At 58.2% G+C, this 16,946-nt stretch carries 14 protein-coding genes, 1 tRNA gene and 4 pseudogenes; 8 read left to right on the top strand and 11 right to left on the bottom strand.

Annotated elements, in window-relative coordinates; genetic code table 11:
• Positions 1-4 precede the first annotated feature (4 nt).
• The 6 genes from JFU47_RS05565 to JFU47_RS05540 form a co-directional block, all read right to left on the bottom strand.
• Entirely contained in the window at positions 5-1,027 is a 1,023-nt protein-coding gene (locus JFU47_RS05565; RefSeq protein WP_046048461.1) for an ABC transporter permease, read from the bottom strand.
• Complete coding sequence (locus JFU47_RS05560; RefSeq protein ID WP_201181705.1) at positions 1,027-2,088, bottom strand: microcin C ABC transporter permease YejB; 1,062 nt, start codon at positions 2,086-2,088, stop codon at positions 1,027-1,029. Before JFU47_RS05560 ends, JFU47_RS05565 begins: the two co-directional genes overlap by 1 nt.
• The gene (locus JFU47_RS05555) at positions 2,088-3,956 is read right to left on the bottom strand and encodes an extracellular solute-binding protein (RefSeq protein ID WP_140682579.1); all 1,869 of its coding nucleotides are present in this window, start codon (positions 3,954-3,956) and stop codon (positions 2,088-2,090) included. The genes JFU47_RS05560 and JFU47_RS05555 overlap by 1 nt, the downstream gene beginning before the upstream one ends.
• 135 nt (positions 3,957-4,091) lie before the next feature.
• The gene (locus JFU47_RS05550) at positions 4,092-4,373 is read right to left on the bottom strand and encodes a peptidylprolyl isomerase (protein WP_046048458.1); all 282 of its coding nucleotides are present in this window, start codon (positions 4,371-4,373) and stop codon (positions 4,092-4,094) included.
• A gap of 106 nt (positions 4,374-4,479) precedes the next feature.
• Positions 4,480-5,361: an esterase/lipase family protein gene (locus JFU47_RS05545; RefSeq protein WP_201181703.1), complete on the bottom strand. Its 882-nt coding sequence runs from the start codon at positions 5,359-5,361 to the stop codon at positions 4,480-4,482.
• 288 nt (positions 5,362-5,649) lie between these two features.
• A complete protein-coding gene (locus JFU47_RS05540; RefSeq protein ID WP_140894770.1) occupies positions 5,650-6,738 on the bottom strand; it encodes a 3-deoxy-7-phosphoheptulonate synthase in 1,089 nt (362 codons plus the stop codon).
• 626 nt (positions 6,739-7,364) lie between these two features.
• Between JFU47_RS05540 and JFU47_RS05535 the strand changes: the two genes are divergently transcribed.
• The 6 genes from JFU47_RS05535 to JFU47_RS05510 all read left to right on the top strand — a co-directional run bounded on the left by JFU47_RS05535 (position 7,365) and on the right by JFU47_RS05510 (position 11,891).
• Positions 7,365-8,123, top strand: coding sequence for a carbon-nitrogen hydrolase family protein (locus tag JFU47_RS05535; RefSeq protein ID WP_201181701.1), 759 nt, complete (start codon positions 7,365-7,367; stop codon positions 8,121-8,123).
• On the top strand, positions 8,123-8,566 hold the full coding sequence (locus JFU47_RS05530; RefSeq protein WP_140682567.1) for a GNAT family N-acetyltransferase: 444 nt from the start codon (positions 8,123-8,125) through the stop codon (positions 8,564-8,566). The genes JFU47_RS05535 and JFU47_RS05530 overlap by 1 nt, the downstream gene beginning before the upstream one ends.
• Positions 8,567-8,692: 126 nt before the next feature.
• Entirely contained in the window at positions 8,693-9,334 is a 642-nt protein-coding gene (gacA, locus tag JFU47_RS05525) for a response regulator transcription factor GacA (protein WP_123368181.1), read from the top strand.
• Between the two features lie 2 nt (positions 9,335-9,336).
• Positions 9,337-11,160, top strand: a complete 1,824-nt coding sequence (gene uvrC / locus JFU47_RS05520) for an excinuclease ABC subunit UvrC (protein ID WP_201181699.1) — start codon at positions 9,337-9,339, stop codon at positions 11,158-11,160.
• 32 nt (positions 11,161-11,192) lie between these two features.
• Positions 11,193-11,753 carry a CDP-diacylglycerol--glycerol-3-phosphate 3-phosphatidyltransferase gene (gene pgsA / locus JFU47_RS05515; RefSeq protein WP_008150904.1) on the top strand — a complete coding sequence of 187 codons (561 nt, stop codon included), beginning with the start codon at positions 11,193-11,195 and terminating at the stop codon, positions 11,751-11,753.
• A 62-nt stretch (positions 11,754-11,815) separates the two neighbouring features.
• Positions 11,816-11,891, top strand: a tRNA-Gly gene (locus tag JFU47_RS05510).
• A gap of 431 nt (positions 11,892-12,322) precedes the next feature.
• Here JFU47_RS05510 and JFU47_RS05505 read toward each other — a convergent pair.
• From JFU47_RS05505 to JFU47_RS05495, 3 genes and pseudogenes are all read right to left on the bottom strand, one after another.
• Positions 12,323-13,137 (bottom strand): annotated as a pseudogene (locus JFU47_RS05505) (HpcH/HpaI aldolase/citrate lyase family protein).
• Complete coding sequence (locus JFU47_RS05500) at positions 13,134-13,976, bottom strand: FAS1-like dehydratase domain-containing protein (RefSeq protein WP_201181690.1); 843 nt, start codon at positions 13,974-13,976, stop codon at positions 13,134-13,136. Before JFU47_RS05500 ends, JFU47_RS05505 begins: the two are co-directional and overlap by 4 nt.
• Positions 13,977-14,001: 25 nt before the next feature.
• Positions 14,002-14,571, bottom strand: a pseudogene (locus tag JFU47_RS05495) (electron transfer flavoprotein subunit alpha/FixB family protein); the annotation flags it as partial.
• Positions 14,572-14,588: 17 nt separating this feature from the next.
• Here JFU47_RS05495 and JFU47_RS05490 point away from each other — a divergent pair.
• A pseudogene (locus JFU47_RS05490) lies at positions 14,589-15,260 on the top strand (SDR family NAD(P)-dependent oxidoreductase); the annotation flags it as partial.
• Positions 15,261-15,395: 135 nt separating this feature from the next.
• On the top strand, positions 15,396-15,812 hold the full coding sequence (locus JFU47_RS05485) for a hypothetical protein (protein ID WP_201182315.1): 417 nt from the start codon (positions 15,396-15,398) through the stop codon (positions 15,810-15,812).
• On the opposite strand, the pseudogene JFU47_RS33365 reads toward JFU47_RS05485, so the two are convergent.
• Positions 15,749-15,910, bottom strand: a pseudogene (locus JFU47_RS33365) (FAD-dependent monooxygenase); the annotation flags it as partial. The gene JFU47_RS05485 and the pseudogene JFU47_RS33365 overlap by 64 nt on opposite strands.
• A 469-nt stretch (positions 15,911-16,379) precedes the next feature.
• On the bottom strand, positions 16,380-16,853 hold the full coding sequence (locus JFU47_RS05475; RefSeq protein WP_201181686.1) for a MarR family winged helix-turn-helix transcriptional regulator: 474 nt from the start codon (positions 16,851-16,853) through the stop codon (positions 16,380-16,382).
• Positions 16,854-16,946: the final 93 nt, after the last annotated feature.

The raw sequence follows: 16,946 nt of genomic DNA, 5'->3' as shown, positions 1-16,946 counted from the left end.
GTGATCAAGATCTAGGGTCAAACGCATCTCGCAATGCCTCCCCGATAAACACCAGTAAAGAAAGAATCAATGCCAGGGTGAAAAACGCCGTCAGCCCCAGCCACGGCGCTTGCAGGTTCTGCTTGCCCTGACCGATCAACTCGCCCAGCGATGCACTGCCGGCGGGCATGCCGAAGCCGAGGAAGTCCAGCGCCGTGAGAGTCGAGATCGCCCCGGTCAGAATGAACGGCAGATAACTCAGGGTCGCGTTCATTGCGTTGGGCAGGATGTGCCGGACGATAACCTTGCGGTCGGTCAGGCCCAACGCCCGGGCGGCTTTGACGTATTCCAGGTTGCGTCCGCGCAGAAACTCGGCGCGCACCACGTCCACCAGGGCCAGCCAGGAAAACAGCGCCATGATCCCCAGCAGCCACCAGAAATTAGGCTCGACGAAACCCGACAGGATGATCAGCAGGTACAGCACCGGCAGCCCCGACCACACCTCCAGCAACCGTTGACCGATCAGGTCGACCCAGCCGCCGTAATAGCCTTGCAGGGCGCCGGCCGCGATGCCGATCAATGCGCTGACAAACGTCAGCATCAAGGCAAACAGGATCGACACCCGCGCACCGAAAATCACTCGGGCCAACACGTCCCGCGCCTGATCGTCGGTACCCAGCCAGTTGACCTTCGTCGGAGGACTGGGCGCCGGTTGGTTGAGGTCATAGTTCGGCGTGTCGTCGCTGAAGGGGATTGGCGGGAACAGCATCCAGCCACCGTCCTGGTGAATCAGCTTCTGCACATAGTCGCTGCGGTAGTCCGCCTGGAACGGCAGCTGCCCGCCAAATTCCTGCTCGGTATGACGTTTCAGGGCCGGGAAGTAGAGGGATCCCTGATAGCTGACGATCAGCGGTTTGTCGTTGGCGATCAGCTCGCCACCGAGGGTCAAGAGGAACAGGCCGACAAACAGCCACAGCGACCACCAGCCGCGACGGTTTTTCTTGAAGCGCTCGAAACGACGACGACCTAACGGCGAGAGCTTGAACATCAGGCGTTCCTCGCAGCGAAGTCGATACGCGGGTCCACGAGGGTGTAGCAGAGGTCGCCGACCAGTTTTATCAAGAGACCGAACAGCGTGAAGATGAACAGCGAACCGAATACCACCGGATAGTCCCGGGAAACCGCGGCTTCGTAACTCATGCGACCCAGGCCGTCGAGAGAGAAAATCACTTCGATCAGCAGGGAACCGGCGAAAAATACGCTGATGAACGCCTGCGGGATCCCCGATACCACCAGCAACATGGCGTTGCGAAACACGTGACCGTAAAGCACTCGGCGTTCGCTCAGACCCTTGGCGCGGGCGGTGACCACGTACTGGCGCGTGATTTCATTGAGGAAGGAATTCTTGGTCAGAATGGTCAGCGTGGCGAACCCGCCGATCACCAGCGCTGTCACCGGCAATACCAGGTGCCAGAAGTAATCGGCGATTTTGCCCACTGTCGACAGCGAGTCGAAGTTGTCCGAGACCAGCCCCCGCACCGGGAACCAGTTCAGCGAGGTACCGCCGGCGAAGACCACGATCAGGAACATCGCGAACAGGAACGCCGGCATGGCGTAGCCGATGACGATCGCAGTGCTGCTCCAGATATCGAAGTGGCTGCCGTGGTTCACAGCCTTGCGGATGCCCAAGGGAATCGACACCAGGTAGGTGATCAGCGTCGCCCAGAGCCCAAGGGAAATGGTCACCGGCATTTTTTCCAGGATCAGGTCGGTGACGGTCGCTCCGCGGAAAAAGCTCTTGCCGAAGTCCAGGCGCGCGTAACTGGTGAGCATCAGCCACAGACGTTCGTGCGCCGGCTTATCGAAGCCGTATTGCTTTTCGATGTCCTTGATCAGTTGCGGGTCGAGGCCGCGACTGGATCGGGAGGTGCCGGACATGCGTTCGCCGGAACCGCCGCCGACACTCGCGCCGCCGAGGCCTTGCAAATGCGCGATGGCCTGTTCCACCGGGCCGCCCGGCGCGGCCTGGACGATGATGAAGTTGACCAGAAGAATGATCACCAGCGTCGGAATGATCAGCAGCAGGCGCCGCAGTATGTAAGCCCACATCAGTGCGGCCCTCCGGGTTTGCCACGGCGGATTTTCTCAGCGGTCATCTGTTGGTTGGTCAGCGGCGTGGTGCTGATTTCCCACCAGCTCTCGATGGCTTCGTCATTGCTCGCTTGCTCGTTGGGCCTGCCGAAACGATTCCACCACACGGTGGAGCTGCCCGGCGGGTAATAGTTGGGAATCCAGTAGTAGTTCCATTGCAGCACCCGGTCCAGCGCGTGGGCATAGTGCAGCATTTCGGGTTGGGTGGTGGCGCGAACCAGTCCGGTGATCAGTGTGTCGACCGCCGGATTTTTCAACACCATGTAGTTATTGGCGCCAGGGTCGTTGGCCGAGACCGAGCCGAAGTAATTGATCAGTTCGCCCCCTGGCGAGGTCGTGACCGGGTAGCCGGTGACGATCATGTCGTAGTCGCGGCTCATCAGGCGATTCACGTATTGGGACGAGTCGATGCGGCGGATGTTCAGGTCGATGCCGATCTGTTTCAGGGTGCGCTTATAAGGCAGCAGCAATCGGTCCATGCCGTTCTGGCTGACCAGGAAAGTGAAACTCAGCGGCGTGCCATCGGCGTTGACCAGTTGATCGCCATCGGGTTTCCAGCCGGCCTGTTCGAGCAGATTGAGTGCCTGCAACTGTTTGTCGCGAATCACGCCGCTGCCATCGGTTTTCGGTGATTCGAAAACCTGGGTGAACACCTCGTCGGGGATCTGCCCGCGCAGTGGTTCGAGAATCGCCAGCTCGCCGGCGTCCGGCAGCTTTCGGGCGGCGAGGTCGGTGTTGGAAAAAAAACTCTGCTGGCGGATGTACAGGTCGCGCATCATCTGCCGGTTGCTCCACTCGAAATCCCAGAGCATGGCCAGCGCCTGACGCACTCGACGGTCCTGGAACAGAGGGTTTTGCAGGTTGAACACAAAGCCCTGAGCCGTTTGGGGAGCTTGCGTTGCCAAGTGTGCCTTTTGCAGGCGCCCGTCACTCAGGGCCGGGCCGTCGTAGCCGATGGAGTAACCGGTGGCGGAAAATTCGCGGTTGTAGTCGTAGGCACCGCCGCGCAGAACCTGGCGGGCGACGTCGGTATCGCCGAAGTACTCGATGCTGAAATGATCGAAGTTGTAGAGGCCGCGGCTGACCGGTAAATCCTTGCCCCACCAATCGGCATTGCGCTCGAAGGTGATGCTGCGACCGGAGTCGACCTTGCTCACTCGGTAGGGGCCGCTGCCCAAAGGTGGCTCGTAACCGCCGCCATTGGCGAAGTCGCGAGTCTTCCACCAATGCTCGGGAAACACTGGCAGGGTCGCGATATCGAGGGGCAGGGTACGGTTCTCATTGCTTTTCAAGTCGAATCGAACTGTCAGAGGTGATTCCACTTCGACGCCTTTGACGTCGGCAAATTGGGTGCGATAACGCAGGCTACCCTGGGTCATCAACAGGTCGAAGGTGTAGCGCACGTCTTCGGCCGTGATCGGTTTGCCGTCCGCGAAACGGGCCTTGGGGTTCAGGTAGAAGCGCAGGAACAAACCGTCGTCCGAGCGCTCCATCTGCTGCGCCACCAGGCCGTACACGGTGTAAGGCTCGTCCAGCGAACGCTGGGCGAGGGGCGAGTAAAGCAGGCCGTCGATCTGTGTGACGCCAATGCCTTTATCGATGTAGGGCAACATATGATCGAAATGACCGATTTCGACGGCCGAGCGGCGCATCGTGCCACCCTTGGGGGCTTGCGGGTTTGTGTAGGCAAAATGACTAAAGCCGGCAGGATACTTCGCCGGTTCACCGTACACGGTCAACGCATGTTGCGGTGCTGCAGTCACACCGGTGACGCTCAACAACAGAGCCACGGCAGTGAACAATAAAGTAGGGAACGCCAGTCGCATTGTCAGCCTTAGAGCCGGGTGGTCAATATCCGCAATTTGTACGCTAGCGGCGCGTCCCTCGCCACCCGTATCACGTATCCCAAACACAACGGCCCACCAAAAGGTGGGCCGTTGTGCAAAAAACTCAAGGGTTGATCAGTCCTGACGGCTGGTCACTTCCAGCAGGTGGTAACCAAACTGGGTCTTGACCGGGCCTTGCACCACGTTGATCGGTGCGCTGAAGACCACGGCGTCGAATTCCTTGACCATCTGGCCTGGACCGAACGAACCCAGATCACCGCCCTGGCGGCTGGACGGGCAAGTGGAGTTGGCTTTGGCGACTTCGGCGAAATCAGCGCCGCCTTCGATTTGGGCTTTCAATTCGTTGCACTTGGCTTCGCTGGCAACGAGGATGTGACGGGCAGTGGCTTTAGCCATGGTGAAATACTCCTTTCAATGTTCAGTAAAGTGCGGAGCCTACCGGATTCAGTGGTCTATTTCTTCTCAAAGTTCCCTCCCGTCCGCACAGATCGCGGGCATTCCTTTATGGGCCGGCATTTCTCAGGCGCTCCGCATGCTGCACATAAAGGGCAATCGGGTCGATGCCCTTGCGCAGCGGACCGGCGGTCTGGCTGAGGCTGTCCAGATGGTCCAGCGGGTAGTCGGACCGAATGACTTTGCCCAAATGGGAGCTGTAGCGGCCAACCAGGCCATCGTTCTGCTCGGGTTCGGTGGTGAAGTAGTGGGAAAAGGCACGGAGGAACCCGTGCAGCGGACTCAGAGCATCAAGCCCTTTGTCGAGGATGTCGCCCTGCAGGGTGCCGCTCCAGGAGTAATAACGTACGCCGTTAACCAGTTCGCGAACCTTGCCACCCCAAGTTTTCGGCAACCCCTGGGGGTACTTGTCGTTAAACGCGCCTACACCTTCGGTGGTCAGGGCATTCAGAGCGGCGATGGCGTTCTGCGGCAGGTGACGGTGGCCGCTGAGTAACGATAGAAAGTCTGCAAACAACGTTGCAACTGTCGAGGCGACGTGTTCCGGCAGGCGCCCTGGCGTGAGCGCCTTGCGCAAGAAGTCGGCCAGTTCCGAGCCGTGATTCGGTCCGCTGACGGACGTCACCGAAGCGATTACTTGCGGCGCTATTGCTGCTGCGTAACGTGCGGCGAGTGCGCCTTGGCTGTGGCCGATCAGGTTGACTTTGTTGGCACCGGTTCCTTCCAGTACCCGTTCGATCTGCGCCAGAAGTTGGTCGCCGCGGACTTCATTGCTATGGGTAGCCGACAGGTGCGGGATAAACACTCTTGCACCTGCACTCCTGAGGGCCTGCTTGACGTCATGAAAGAGTTCGATTTTGCCGATGCGATCGAAGCCGAAGAGCCCGTGGACCAACAGGATCGGATACTGAGTAGTTGCATTCCGTAGCATGTTCTTTCCTTTTTCGCAGTGGTTCAGAGGTGTGTTGATGGGCTCACTCTAAAGCACACCAGCAGCTCGGCGTTGTATGAAAAAGCCGCTGTAACCTGATGAAAACGGAATAGAAAATGTACGAAAGTTCGAAAGTACATGAGGTCTTGTGCGGAATATTTGGACATCTTTTTATCTGTAACAGAGCGTTTTCCTGCGATGGCCTACTTCGGGAACATCCTTTGCCTGTTGATAGTGTCTCGATTCCGACGTCCAGTCCTCGATGGGAGGACTGGAAGATGGGTTGCCTCACGCCGATTGTTGATCCCTGCGCTGCCCTCTGAGCCGATCGGCTGCCTGGCGCAACAACAATTCCGTGCCGCTCCAGCCGAGGCAACCGTCCGTGACGGACACGCCGTAACGCATTGACGGGCCCAGCGGTTGGCAGCCTTCGAACAGATGACTCTCGATCATCATGCCGATCAGTGATCGATCACCTTGCAGGCGCTGTTCAAGCACGTCGTTAAACACCGCTGGCTGACGCAACGGGTCTTTGCCGCTGTTGGCATGGCTGCAGTCGACCATGATCCGGGCCGGGATCTTCAGTTTGGTCAAATCGCTGTTCACCCGGGCGATGCTGTCGCGGTCGTAGTTCGGCCCGCGGTGTCCGCCACGCAGCACCAGGTGGGTGTCGGGGTTGCCCGGCGTCTGAATGATTGCCGGATGACCCTGGCTATCGACACCGAAATGGCGATGCGGATGGGCGGCAGAGCGCATGGCGTCGCTGGCCACACCGACACCACCATCGGTGCCGTTCTTGAAGCCGACCGGCATGCTCAGGCCGCTGGCCATTTCCCGATGGATCTGCGATTCGGTGGTGCGAGCGCCAATAGCGACCCAGCTCAACAGATCGTCGAAGTAGCCGGCAGCCATTGGTTGCAGCAGTTCGGTGGCAATCGGCAGTCCCAGGTGGAGCATTTCTCGCATCAACTCGCGGGACAGGGTCAAGCCGGCGGCCATGTCGTCGCTGCCGTCGAGGTGAGGATCGTAGGCCAGGCCTTTCCAGCCGACCGTGGTGCGGGGTTTTTCGACGTAGGCGCGCATCACCAGCAGCATTTCATCACTGACCTCGGCGGCGAGGCGGGCGAGGTTGCCGGCGTATTCGAGGGCGGACTGAGGATCGTGAATCGAGCAGGGGCCAACAATGACCAGCAGACGGGAGTCTTCACCGTTAAGGATCGCGCGAACCGCCTGGCGGTGGGCGGCGACTTGCTGACTCAGGGCGTTGCTGAGTGGCAGTTGCTGTTTGAGTTGCAATGAGCTGGGCAGACGCAGAGTCAGCGCTTCATTAGCAGGGCTCAAGGTGGACAGCGGCAGAGCAGAGACGGACGAGTTCATATTCGGGCTTCCTGGGCTGGCGGCGGGTTCGTTCCCGCGCGCTCGGCCCTACTGGGGTGTTCGACAATTAGCCGGATTGGCTGCGTGTGTGTGCTTGCCACCTGTGGGTGACCGATCGGAGGCGGCAGGCTGTCCCGAGCGGAGGCTGCTAAATCGCCAGGCGGTAAAACTGTCGTAACGGTAATAAGTGGCGTAGTTCATTTTTTGAATCCTCTGGTTGTCTGGTGTGTCGCTAAAAATGTGCGGGGCTGAAAAAACAAAACCCCCGGTCGGGAAGCCGACCGGGGGTTGAGAATTCTCTGGTGGCGACCCGTTTAAAGTGGGCGCCGTGTGGGTATCAGGCGCGCCAGTGGCTAAACCAATACCCAAAATAAAAGCTGACCGGAGCACAAACGTCATTCACCCGGGCAGCCGCCACCGAGCGCAGGGCGCTGACGGTACGAAGCTGTGAGAGGGGGCTGGACATGGTCTTTCTCCGATGAGTGCGCCGAGCTTACTCGAGGCCGGTACGTGGATTCAATCAGAAAATGCTATCGATCACCGGAGGCATTTTCTATCGCTTGAGTGCGTCGCCGGTTATGACACACTTTGTGCTCCGCTTACGTGCAACGTCACAAGGACGAACCATGACGCCCCTGATCATCGCCGCTGCTCAATCGATCTCCATCGCCGGCGACCTTGCCGCAAACATGGTGTGGCATCAGCGCTTCATGCAACTTGCCGCGGAGCAGGGCGTGCAATTGCTGGTGTTCCCGGAGTTATCGCTGACCGGGTACGAACGTGGACTTGCGGCGGAATTGGCCATTGCGCCAGACGCCGAGGTTCTGCAACCGCTACGGGATTTCGCGCAGGAAGTTGGTGTAACGACTGTCGTCGGGATGCCGATTCGCCTGTCGGAGGATTCGCCCGTATTGATTGGGGCGCTGGTGTTGGGCGCTGATGGATCGCTCGGGATCTACAGCAAGCAACATCTGCATCCAGGCGAGGAGGTTGCATTTGCACCGGGAACCGGCGGTTCGACCCTGAACATTGGTGTCGATACGGTCGCGTTGGCGGTGTGCGCGGATTTCTCTCACGCCAGTCATGCCGCCGCGGCGGCGCAGCAAGGCGCCGATCTCTATGCGGCGGGTGTGCTGATCACGGAAAACGGCTACGCCCCGGATACCGCGTTGTTGCAAGGCTACGCCAGCGCTCATTCGATGACGGTCCTGATGGCCAACCATGGAGGTGCAACGGGTGGCTGGGAATCGGCAGGACGCAGCGCGATCTGGGCGTCGGACGGTTCGCTGATTGCGGCCGCACCGGGTACAGGCAACCTGATGGTCGTGGCTCGCCGCGATGCTGAAGGCTGGAACGGGCAAATAGTGGCTGTCGCGGAGGCTTGATGGCATTTGAATTACGCCCGGCGACGCTCCGGGACCTCGACTTCGCTCGTGAACTGACCCGCAACAACATGCTGCGCTATTACATTCAGCACGATCTGCTGTGGCAGGACGAAGGCTTCGATATAGGCTGGGCCGGGCGCGAGAACTGGTTGATTGTGAGTGGCAGTACGGTGCTGGGCTTTTTCAGTCTGAGTCGTGACGCCAAAGCCCTGTACATCCGCGAATTGCACGTCCTCGAAGCGTTTCGAGGGCAGGGCGCCGGTTCCTGGGCGATTGATCAGGTATTCGCCATGGCGTGCAAGGAACGGCGTCCGGCATTGCGTTTGACGGTTTTTGAAAATAATCCCGCGCAAGCGTTGTATGAGCGAAAGGGCCTGAAGGTGGTCGGCACAGACGCGTGTTTCCTGAGAATGCAGCGCGATATCGATGCCTCGCCTGGCTGAAACACGCATGCGACAAGCCTTTCAAGATGTATTGAAACTTTTTATATGACGCTTGCCGCTAGGTCTGCCAGTTGCTTTTTGCTAAGGTGTCGGCAACCCAATAAGACCATATCGCGAGGTGTCTGCTTGATTAGGGTGCTAGTAGTCGATGACCATGATCTCGTTCGTACAGGCATTACACGAATGCTGGCTGACATCGATGGCCTGCAAGTAGTCGGCCAGGCTGAGTCCGGGGAAGAATCCCTGCTCAAGGCGCGTGAGTTGAAACCCGATGTGGTACTGATGGACGTCAAGATGCCCGGTATCGGCGGTCTTGAAGCCACGCGCAAATTATTGCGCAGTCATCCGGATATCAAAGTCGTCGCGGTCACCGTGTGCGAAGAAGATCCGTTTCCGACGAGGTTGTTGCAGGCCGGTGCCGCGGGTTATCTGACCAAGGGTGCCGGGCTCCCGGAAATGGTCCAGGCTATCCGCCTGGTGTTTGCCGGGCAGCGCTATATCAGCCCGCAAATCGCACAGCAACTGGCGATCAAATCCTTCCAGCCGACCAATGATTCGCCTTTCGACACCTTGTCGGAGCGGGAAATCCAGATCGCGCTGATGATTGTCGGCTGTCAGAAGGTCCAGATCATTTCCGACAAACTGTGCCTGTCGCCAAAAACCGTGAACACTTACCGTTACCGCATTTTCGAAAAGCTTTCGATCAGCAGCGATGTCGAGTTGACGCTGTTGGCGGTTCGTCATGGCATGGTCGATGCCAGCCTCTGAAAATGACTGAAGTCTTCGATCCAAGCGCCTTTCTGTCGACGGTCAGTGGGCGTCCCGGTGTGTATCGCATGTTCGACAGCGAGGCACGCCTGCTCTATGTCGGCAAGGCCAAGAACCTCAAGAATCGCCTGTCGAGTTACTTCCGCAAATCCGGTCTTGCGCCCAAGACCGCGGCGCTGGTCGCGCGTATCGCTCAGGTCGAAACGACGATTACGGCCAATGAAACCGAAGCCTTGTTGCTTGAGCAGACGCTGATCAAGGAGTGGCGTCCGCCCTACAACATTCTGCTGCGCGACGATAAATCCTACCCCTACGTCTTTCTCTCGGATGGCCAGTTCCCTCGCTTGAGCATCCATCGCGGTGCAAAAAAGGCCAAGGGCAAATATTTCGGCCCTTATCCCAGCGCCGGTGCGATTCGTGAAAGCCTGAGCCTGCTGCAAAAGACGTTTTTCGTTCGTCAGTGCGAAGACAGCTATTACAAGAACCGCACGCGCCCTTGCCTGCAATACCAGATCAAACGCTGCAAGGCGCCCTGTGTCGGGCTGGTGGAGCCTGAGGTGTATGCCGAAGACGTACGACACTCGGTGATGTTCCTCGAGGGGCGCAGCAATGCGCTGACGGATGAGTTGTCCGCAGGAATGGAAGAGGCGGCGATCAACCTCGAGTTCGAACGTGCGGCCGAGTTGCGGGATCAGATCTCATTACTGCGTCGGGTCCAGGACCAGCAAAGCATGGAGGGCGGGACAGGCGATATCGACGTGATCGCAGCGTTTGTCAATCCGGGTGGTGCCTGCGTTCATTTGATCAGTGTGCGCGGCGGGCGGGTGCTGGGGAGCAAGAACTTCTTTCCGCAGGTGGGTATTGAGGAGGACGTTTCTGAAGTCATGGCGGCGTTTCTCGGCCAGTACTTCATCAGCAGTCCCGAACGCGACTTGCCGAGCGAACTGATCGTCAACGTGGTTCACGAAGACTTCCCGATCCTGATCGCGGCCATCGATGAGCTGCGCGGTCGCGAATTGACCATCAGTCATAGGGTTCGTGGTACGCGAGCACGCTGGCAACAATTGGCGGTCACCAATGCCGAGCAGGCCCTGGGAGCGCGACTGGCCAACCGTCAACACGTTGCTGCACGCTTCGATGCCCTGGCGGAAGTGTTGAACCTGGATGAGCCACCGCAACGCCTGGAGTGTTACGACATCAGTCACTCCAGTGGTGAAGCAACCGTGGCATCCTGCGTGGTGTTCGGTCCCGAAGGTCCGATCAAGTCCGACTACCGTCGCTACAACATTGAAGGCGTCACCCCGGGCGATGACTACGCCGCGATGCATCAGGCCCTGACCCGACGATTCAGCAAACTGAAGGACGGGGAGGGCAAGCTACCGGACATTTTGCTGGTGGACGGTGGCAAGGGGCAGCTGTCCATGGCCCGCGACGTGCTCAATGAATTGGCCGTGCCTGATCTGATTCTGCTGGGCGTAGCCAAGGGCGCCACGCGCAAGGCTGGTTTCGAAACCCTGTACCTGAATGATGCTGCCCACGAATTCACCTTGCGCGGTGATTCCCCCGCGCTGCATTTGATCCAGCAGATACGCGACGAAGCTCACCGTTTCGCGATTACCGGGCACCGCGCCCGTCGTGGGAAAACCCGCCGCACGTCTACACTGGAGGGCGTCGCCGGTGTCGGACCGACCCGTCGCCGCGATTTGTTGAAACATTTTGGTGGATTGCAGGAGCTGTCTCGTGCCAGCATCGAAGAGATCGCCAAAGCACCCGGGATCAGTAAAAAGCTCGCAGAGTTGATTTATGCCAATCTGCACAGCGAGTAGAATGCCCCCTCACCTCGTAGCCAGTTGTGCCGATGAATATCCCTAATCTGATTACCGTACTACGCGTCCTGCTCATTCCGATCTTCATTTTACTGTTCTACCTGCCGTATCAATGGAGCTACCTGGCGTCCGCCTCGGTGTTCGCATTTGCCGCCGCCACAGACTGGCTGGATGGGTATCTGGCCCGCCGACTGGAACAAAGCACACCGTTCGGGGCTTTTCTCGATCCCGTGGCTGACAAGCTGATGGTCGCTGTTGCGCTGGTATTGCTGGTGCAAGAACATGGCAACCTGTGGCTCACACTGCCGGCCGCCGTGATCATCGGTCGCGAGATTGTCGTCTCGGCACTTCGCGAATGGATGGCCGAACTCGGCGCCCGCGCTCATGTCGCCGTGTCGAACCTGGGCAAATGGAAAACCGCCGCGCAAATGCTGGCGCTGGTGATCCTGCTGGCCAATCCGTCGGATTTCACGTTCTGGGTGCTGCTGGGTTACGCCTTGCTGCTGATATCCGCGGGCCTGACGTTGTGGTCCATGGTCCAGTATTTGCGGGCTGCCTGGCCGCATCTGAAGACCGACGTGGAAAAGAAATAAACTTTTTTGAATCAAGGGGTTGACGGGGCATCTGGATTCTATAGAATGCGCCTCACCAAGACGCGGGAATAGCTCAGTTGGTAGAGCACGACCTTGCCAAGGTCGGGGTCGCGAGTTCGAGTCTCGTTTCCCGCTCCAAGCATTAGAAAATGGATCTCTTAAAAGAGGTCCATTTTTTTCGTCCAAAGAAAAGTCATTCTTTGGCTTTTGCCGCGCCGCCCCTGAAAACACTCAGATCCAGCCCCAATGGGCACATTTTCCAGTACATCAATCTGGTGTTTGGCAGATCGATTTTTTCGTGGTGCCAGCCTCGAAACCGTACCAGGCTCTTCAATCCATACGAGACATTGCCAGGGTGCTGGTCGCTAGCGGCATCGATCCGCGTGTCCATCAGCAGCTGGAGCGTAATGCTGGGCGCCTGACCACGGAAAACACCTAAGAAGCAGTCTTTCAACTTCGACGTGACCATGGCGGTAGTGAGGTTGATCGAAATAGCATGGGCAAGACTGGCAATAATGGGTCATGACACCATCCTGCAGGGTGGGAGAATAAAAATGGCTGTTGTCGGACTAGTTCGCGCGCGCGAGAATGGCTTGTGCACGACCAATGACTGGGGCATCGACCATTTGCCCATCCAGCACGAAGACGCCTTCACCGGAGCTGGCGGCTTCGACAATGCGCTGTGCCCAGTCCAGCACTTGCGCGCAGGGCTTTAAGGCTTTGTGGATGATCGCCACCTGACTTGGGTGGATACACAAGGCGCCACCAAAACCCATGTCGCGGGCGAACTGAACGGTGTTGCGCAGTCCTTCAGTGTCCTCGATTGACGGGAAGACACCGTCCAGCGCCGGGGCCAGCCCGGCAACCCGAGTGCTGAGCAGCACGGCATAGCGGGCGTGACTCAGAATCTCTTCGGCAGCCCGGCTGCCGGTACTCAAGTTCAGGTCCAGACCCAGATCGAGGCTGCCGAACGACAAACGCTCAACGCCCCGTGCGCTGGCAATCGAGTCGAGCGCAGCCAAACCCTTTGCACTTTCGATAATCGGCCAGATCGGTTTTCCAGTGCTACCTGCGTTGATGACGTGCGCAGCGCTTTCAGTTTTTGGCAGCAGAATGCCGATCACGCCGGCATGGCGTCGGCAAAGGTCCAGATCCGCACCGTGCGCCCAGTGGCCCGGGGCGTTCACGCGAACCAGAATCTGCGCATCCGGGGTTCACTCAAAAAGCGCTCAAGGTTATCCCTGGCCTGCTCTTTGAGGTTTTCCTGCACCGCATCTTCCAGATCGACAATCACCCGGTCGGCGCCGGTGGCAATGGCTTTTGCGATCCGCTCAGGACGAGTGGCCGGCACAAACAGCGCAGAACGAACAATCGGCGTGCTCATAAGATTTCTTCCTGATTGAACTCGATTTCTCCAAGCTGGGCGATGCCATCCTGATTGCCTGCCCAAACCTGTGCCTTGCCGCCGTCGATCAAGCGTCCGCCGACCTCGAAGGGTTGAGGCGAAATCAACGGTCGAACCCCGCGAAAGCTAAAGCGCTTCAATCGCGCGCACGGGTGCGCTTTGGTAAGCGCCCGCAAGTTCAGGGTGGCGATCAATGGACCATGCACCACTAGTCCCGGATAACCTTCGGTCTCAGTGACATAAGGCCAGTCATAGTGAATTCGATGTCCATTGAAGGTGACTGCGGAGTAGCGGAACAGCAGGGCCGGGGAGGGTTCGACCGGCTCACGCCATTGGCCTTCAGGGACCGAATCGCTGCCGCTCAGTTTGGGCGGCGTCGTTTCCCGGTAAACGATGTCCTGCTCATCTTGCAAGACGCGCTGGCCGTCCTGGAAATACTCGTGGCGCACCGTGACAAACAACAAAGAGCCGGTGCGTCCGTGCTTTTCTTCGACATTGAGGATCGTCGACACACAGATCACCTCGGCCTCAACCAATAACGGCTGGTGAAACTCAAGTCGGCTACCCGCCCACATGCGATTGCGATTGTGCGCCGGCGGTAAAAAGCCACCGAGCGCCGGATGCCCGTCCGGACCCAGTTCACTGGCGGCAACCGGCTCCTGAAAAAACGCCCAGTGCCACAAGGGAGGAAGTGCTTCGCCGGGCTGCGGCGCCACTTCGCCCAATGTTGCTGCGATTCGTTTGACCAGGTTGAAACTGATTCGGTCTTGGCTTTCCTGACGACGGCCAATCCAGGCGGAAAAATCGAAAGTGTTCATGTACGTCACTCCTGTCGGTCGGTGATCAGGCCAGGGCGGCCATTTCGGGGATGGCTTCGAACAGGTCCGCTACCAGGCCGTAATCGGTCACCTGGAAGATCGGAGCTTCTTCGTCCTTGTTGATCGCAACGATCACTTTGGAGTCCTTCATGCCGGCCAAGTGCTGGATCGCGCCGGAAATACCGACCGCGATGTACAGCTGTGGAGCAACGATCTTGCCGGTCTGACCGACCTGCATGTCGTTGGGTACGAAACCTGCGTCAACCGCAGCGCGGGAAGCGCCAACCGCCGCACCCAGCTTGTCGGCCAGGGCGTACAGGTGTTTGAAGTTGTCACCGTTCTGCATGCCTCGGCCGCCGGAAACGACGATCTTGGCTGCGGTGAGTTCCGGACGATCGGACTTGGCCAGTTCTTCACTGACAAAGCTGGATTTCCCCGCGTCGTAAACGGTGTAGAGCGCTTCTATCATCGCCTAGCCACCTTCAGTCGCCACGGGGTCGAAACCAGTGGCACGCACGGTGATAACCTTCACGGACGCGTCGGACTGAACGGTCGCGATGGCGTTACCGGCATAAATCGGGCGTTTGAAGGTGTCAGCGTGCCCAGGCCGGTGCATCGGTAGCTTTGGCGGACGTCAATGGGGAGGCGGTGCGTGCTGCGGCCGAGGAATTGGTTCGCGCAGGTTTTAAGGCCACTGGCATTCGTTGTGATGTCGCCGACGTGAATCAGGTCGAGGCCATGGTCAAGGAAACCGTCGCCACTTTCGGGCGTCTGGACGCCGCCTTCAACAATGCAGGAATTCAAAATCTCCTAGCGGAAACGGCTGACGCTACCGTCGACGATTACGACAAAGTCATGTCGGTCAATCTTCGTGGCGTGTGGAGCTGCATGAAGTTCGAGTTACAGCACATGCGCCGGCAGGGCAGCGGAACCATCGTCAACTGCTCCTCCTTGGGTGGGCTGGTAGGAGGCGCCGAGCGGGCCAACTACCACGCTGCAAAACATGGGGTTATCGGTCTGACCAAAAGCGCTGCGCTTGAATATGCCGCGCGCAACATCCGCATCAATGCCGTATGCCCAGGGCTGATCTGGACCTTGATGGTCGACCAGATGGTCGCTTCGGGTCAGGGCGAGGCTTTGGACTCGATGGTGAAAAGAGTGCCTATGGGCCGTCACGGGTTGCCTGAGGAAATCGCCGATACGGTTCTGTGGCTCAGCAACTCCACCTCCAGCTATGTGACCGGTCAGTCCATCTCAGTGGATGGCGGTTTCATCATGCGTTAAGACGCCTGCAAGGAGGTTGCTTGCAGAAAAGTATTCTCTCCCAGCCACAGCATGAACCCAGTTCGATTTGGTGCGGCTCTTTTAGAACCGTCCGTGGGGTTGCGCCTGAAATTCAGTCAAAGGAATAAGAATTCGATGCCGCCGTCCAATGTCTCCAAGCAGAACAGCGTTTTGCTGATTGTCCTAGGCACAGTGATTTTATTAGTTGGCCTGTTCATGCTGGGGGGCGGAGGCTATCTCATCACGCTTGGCGGCTCTTGGTATTTCACGCTCGCAGGGTTGGGGCTTACCCTCAGCGGGGCCTTCGTAATACAGCGCCGCCTGATCGGTGCACTGCTCTATCTTATAGTGTTCGCGGCATCGATCATTTGGTCGCTTTGGGATGTGGGGTTCGCCTTCTGGCCGCTGTTTTCGAGCCTGTTTGCACTGGCGGTACTCGCTGTCGTCGTGCTTGTAGCGATGCCACACTTTCATTGTATTGGACAGCAAGCGTCTGCGCCGTCCGCACCGATCAGATACTGGGCGCGAACAGAATGCGAGTGCCCATTTTGATCCCGTACGGTGGCGACCACGCAATCCGCTTCCTCAACCAAACTCTCCAGCTCGAAACCACCCAGGCTGGTCACCGATTTCAGTCGGGAAACCTGGTCGCCCGCATCAAGGGCGAGAGTGGGGACCGTCCCTGGAGCTGTAACGCCTGAGGCTCGCAAAATATAGGTGAGTCTTGTTTTCTGCTCCGTACGCATACGGAAAGACGCCACTCATTTGAGCGGCGTTTTCATTTGTGTGTAATTTGATCGTTATTTTCGTTTCGGAGCAGGACAGTCAAAAATCATCAGCCAACGAATGGTTGCAACTTATGTCTTGGGCGAGCTGCCTGCACTGGTGGAATATGCGCAGCGGCCAATGGTATAGGAGGAGTAGCTGTATCGAGCTTCTTGACACATTCTGGGCCGATAACAGCCCTGAGAGCAGAACCTGATGCTGACCTTCTCCGCCGCCGACTTCGAAGACTTCGGCTGGTCGCGCTCTTATTTGCCTGCCTACATGAAACAGAATCCGGAACCAGCGGCGCATCACCTCTCCGCTGTAGGTCTGTGATTCTTACTCGCTGTTCCTTTACGGTGGCAGACCGTTGAATCGACGCAGTAACTGCGTCAGCTGTTCTAGATCAACATCGCTCCAGTCGTCGATACGCTGCCGAAAAACGTCGCCCTTGTGAAGAATTGCCTGACGAATTTTTTTTTGGCCTCGACGGCTCAAACTCAAGATGGTGCCTCGACCATCCAAAGGATCCGGTCGCGCTTCGACCAGTTCCAAATCGATAAGCCTTGCCGTCAACCGGCTCGTTGCACTTCGATCCATCGCCACGGCTTCGGCGACACAACTGACCTTCGCAGGCCCGAACGCGTGAAGCCAGTGGGCAATGTGAAACGCTGCCGGTGGTAAGTCTGGGTGAAATTCGGCGGACGTCGCTACCGTCAAGGCGCGCGAGGCGCTCAGCAGCGCACTGAGTTGTTCGCCCAAGGCGAGAACGAGGGGCTCTCTATCGTGGACTGCCTGAATGGCCGTCTTGTTCTCAGGTGTTTCCATTCCTGTCTGTTCCCGTTTTTTGCTAGCGAAATTTCTCAACCAGCCGTTCGTTGATGGACAAATATCCATTTAAGATTATAGTGGATATTAGTC

The sequence above is a fragment of the Pseudomonas sp. TH39(2020) genome, from assembly GCF_016650715.1.
Classification (GTDB): domain Bacteria; phylum Pseudomonadota; class Gammaproteobacteria; order Pseudomonadales; family Pseudomonadaceae; genus Aquipseudomonas; species Aquipseudomonas mandelii_C.
The sequence above is the reverse complement of the archived record's forward strand: the minus strand, read 5'-3'. Positions and strand labels throughout refer to the sequence as shown.

Excerpts from the sequence above, each read along its gene's own strand:
- JFU47_RS05565 (WP_046048461.1), bottom strand. The coding sequence starts at position 1,027 with ATGTTCAAGCTCTCGCCGTTAGGTCGTCGTCGTTTCGAGCGCTTCAAG.
- JFU47_RS05560 (WP_201181705.1), bottom strand. The coding sequence starts at position 2,088 with ATGTGGGCTTACATACTGCGGCGCCTGCTGCTGATCATTCCGACGCTG.
- JFU47_RS05555 (WP_140682579.1), bottom strand. The coding sequence starts at position 3,956 with ATGCGACTGGCGTTCCCTACTTTATTGTTCACTGCCGTGGCTCTGTTG.
- JFU47_RS05550 (WP_046048458.1), bottom strand. The coding sequence starts at position 4,373 with ATGGCTAAAGCCACTGCCCGTCACATCCTCGTTGCCAGCGAAGCCAAG.
- JFU47_RS05545 (WP_201181703.1), bottom strand. The coding sequence starts at position 5,361 with ATGCTACGGAATGCAACTACTCAGTATCCGATCCTGTTGGTCCACGGG.
- JFU47_RS05540 (WP_140894770.1), bottom strand. The coding sequence starts at position 6,738 with ATGAACTCGTCCGTCTCTGCTCTGCCGCTGTCCACCTTGAGCCCTGCT.
- JFU47_RS05535 (WP_201181701.1), top strand. The coding sequence starts at position 7,365 with ATGACGCCCCTGATCATCGCCGCTGCTCAATCGATCTCCATCGCCGGC.
- JFU47_RS05530 (WP_140682567.1), top strand. The coding sequence starts at position 8,123 with ATGGCATTTGAATTACGCCCGGCGACGCTCCGGGACCTCGACTTCGCT.
- uvrC (WP_201181699.1), top strand. The coding sequence starts at position 9,337 with ATGACTGAAGTCTTCGATCCAAGCGCCTTTCTGTCGACGGTCAGTGGG.
- pgsA (WP_008150904.1), top strand. The coding sequence starts at position 11,193 with ATGAATATCCCTAATCTGATTACCGTACTACGCGTCCTGCTCATTCCG.
- JFU47_RS05500 (WP_201181690.1), bottom strand. The coding sequence starts at position 13,976 with ATGAACACTTTCGATTTTTCCGCCTGGATTGGCCGTCGTCAGGAAAGC.
- JFU47_RS05485 (WP_201182315.1), top strand. The coding sequence starts at position 15,396 with ATGCCGCCGTCCAATGTCTCCAAGCAGAACAGCGTTTTGCTGATTGTC.
- JFU47_RS05475 (WP_201181686.1), bottom strand. The coding sequence starts at position 16,853 with ATGGAAACACCTGAGAACAAGACGGCCATTCAGGCAGTCCACGATAGA.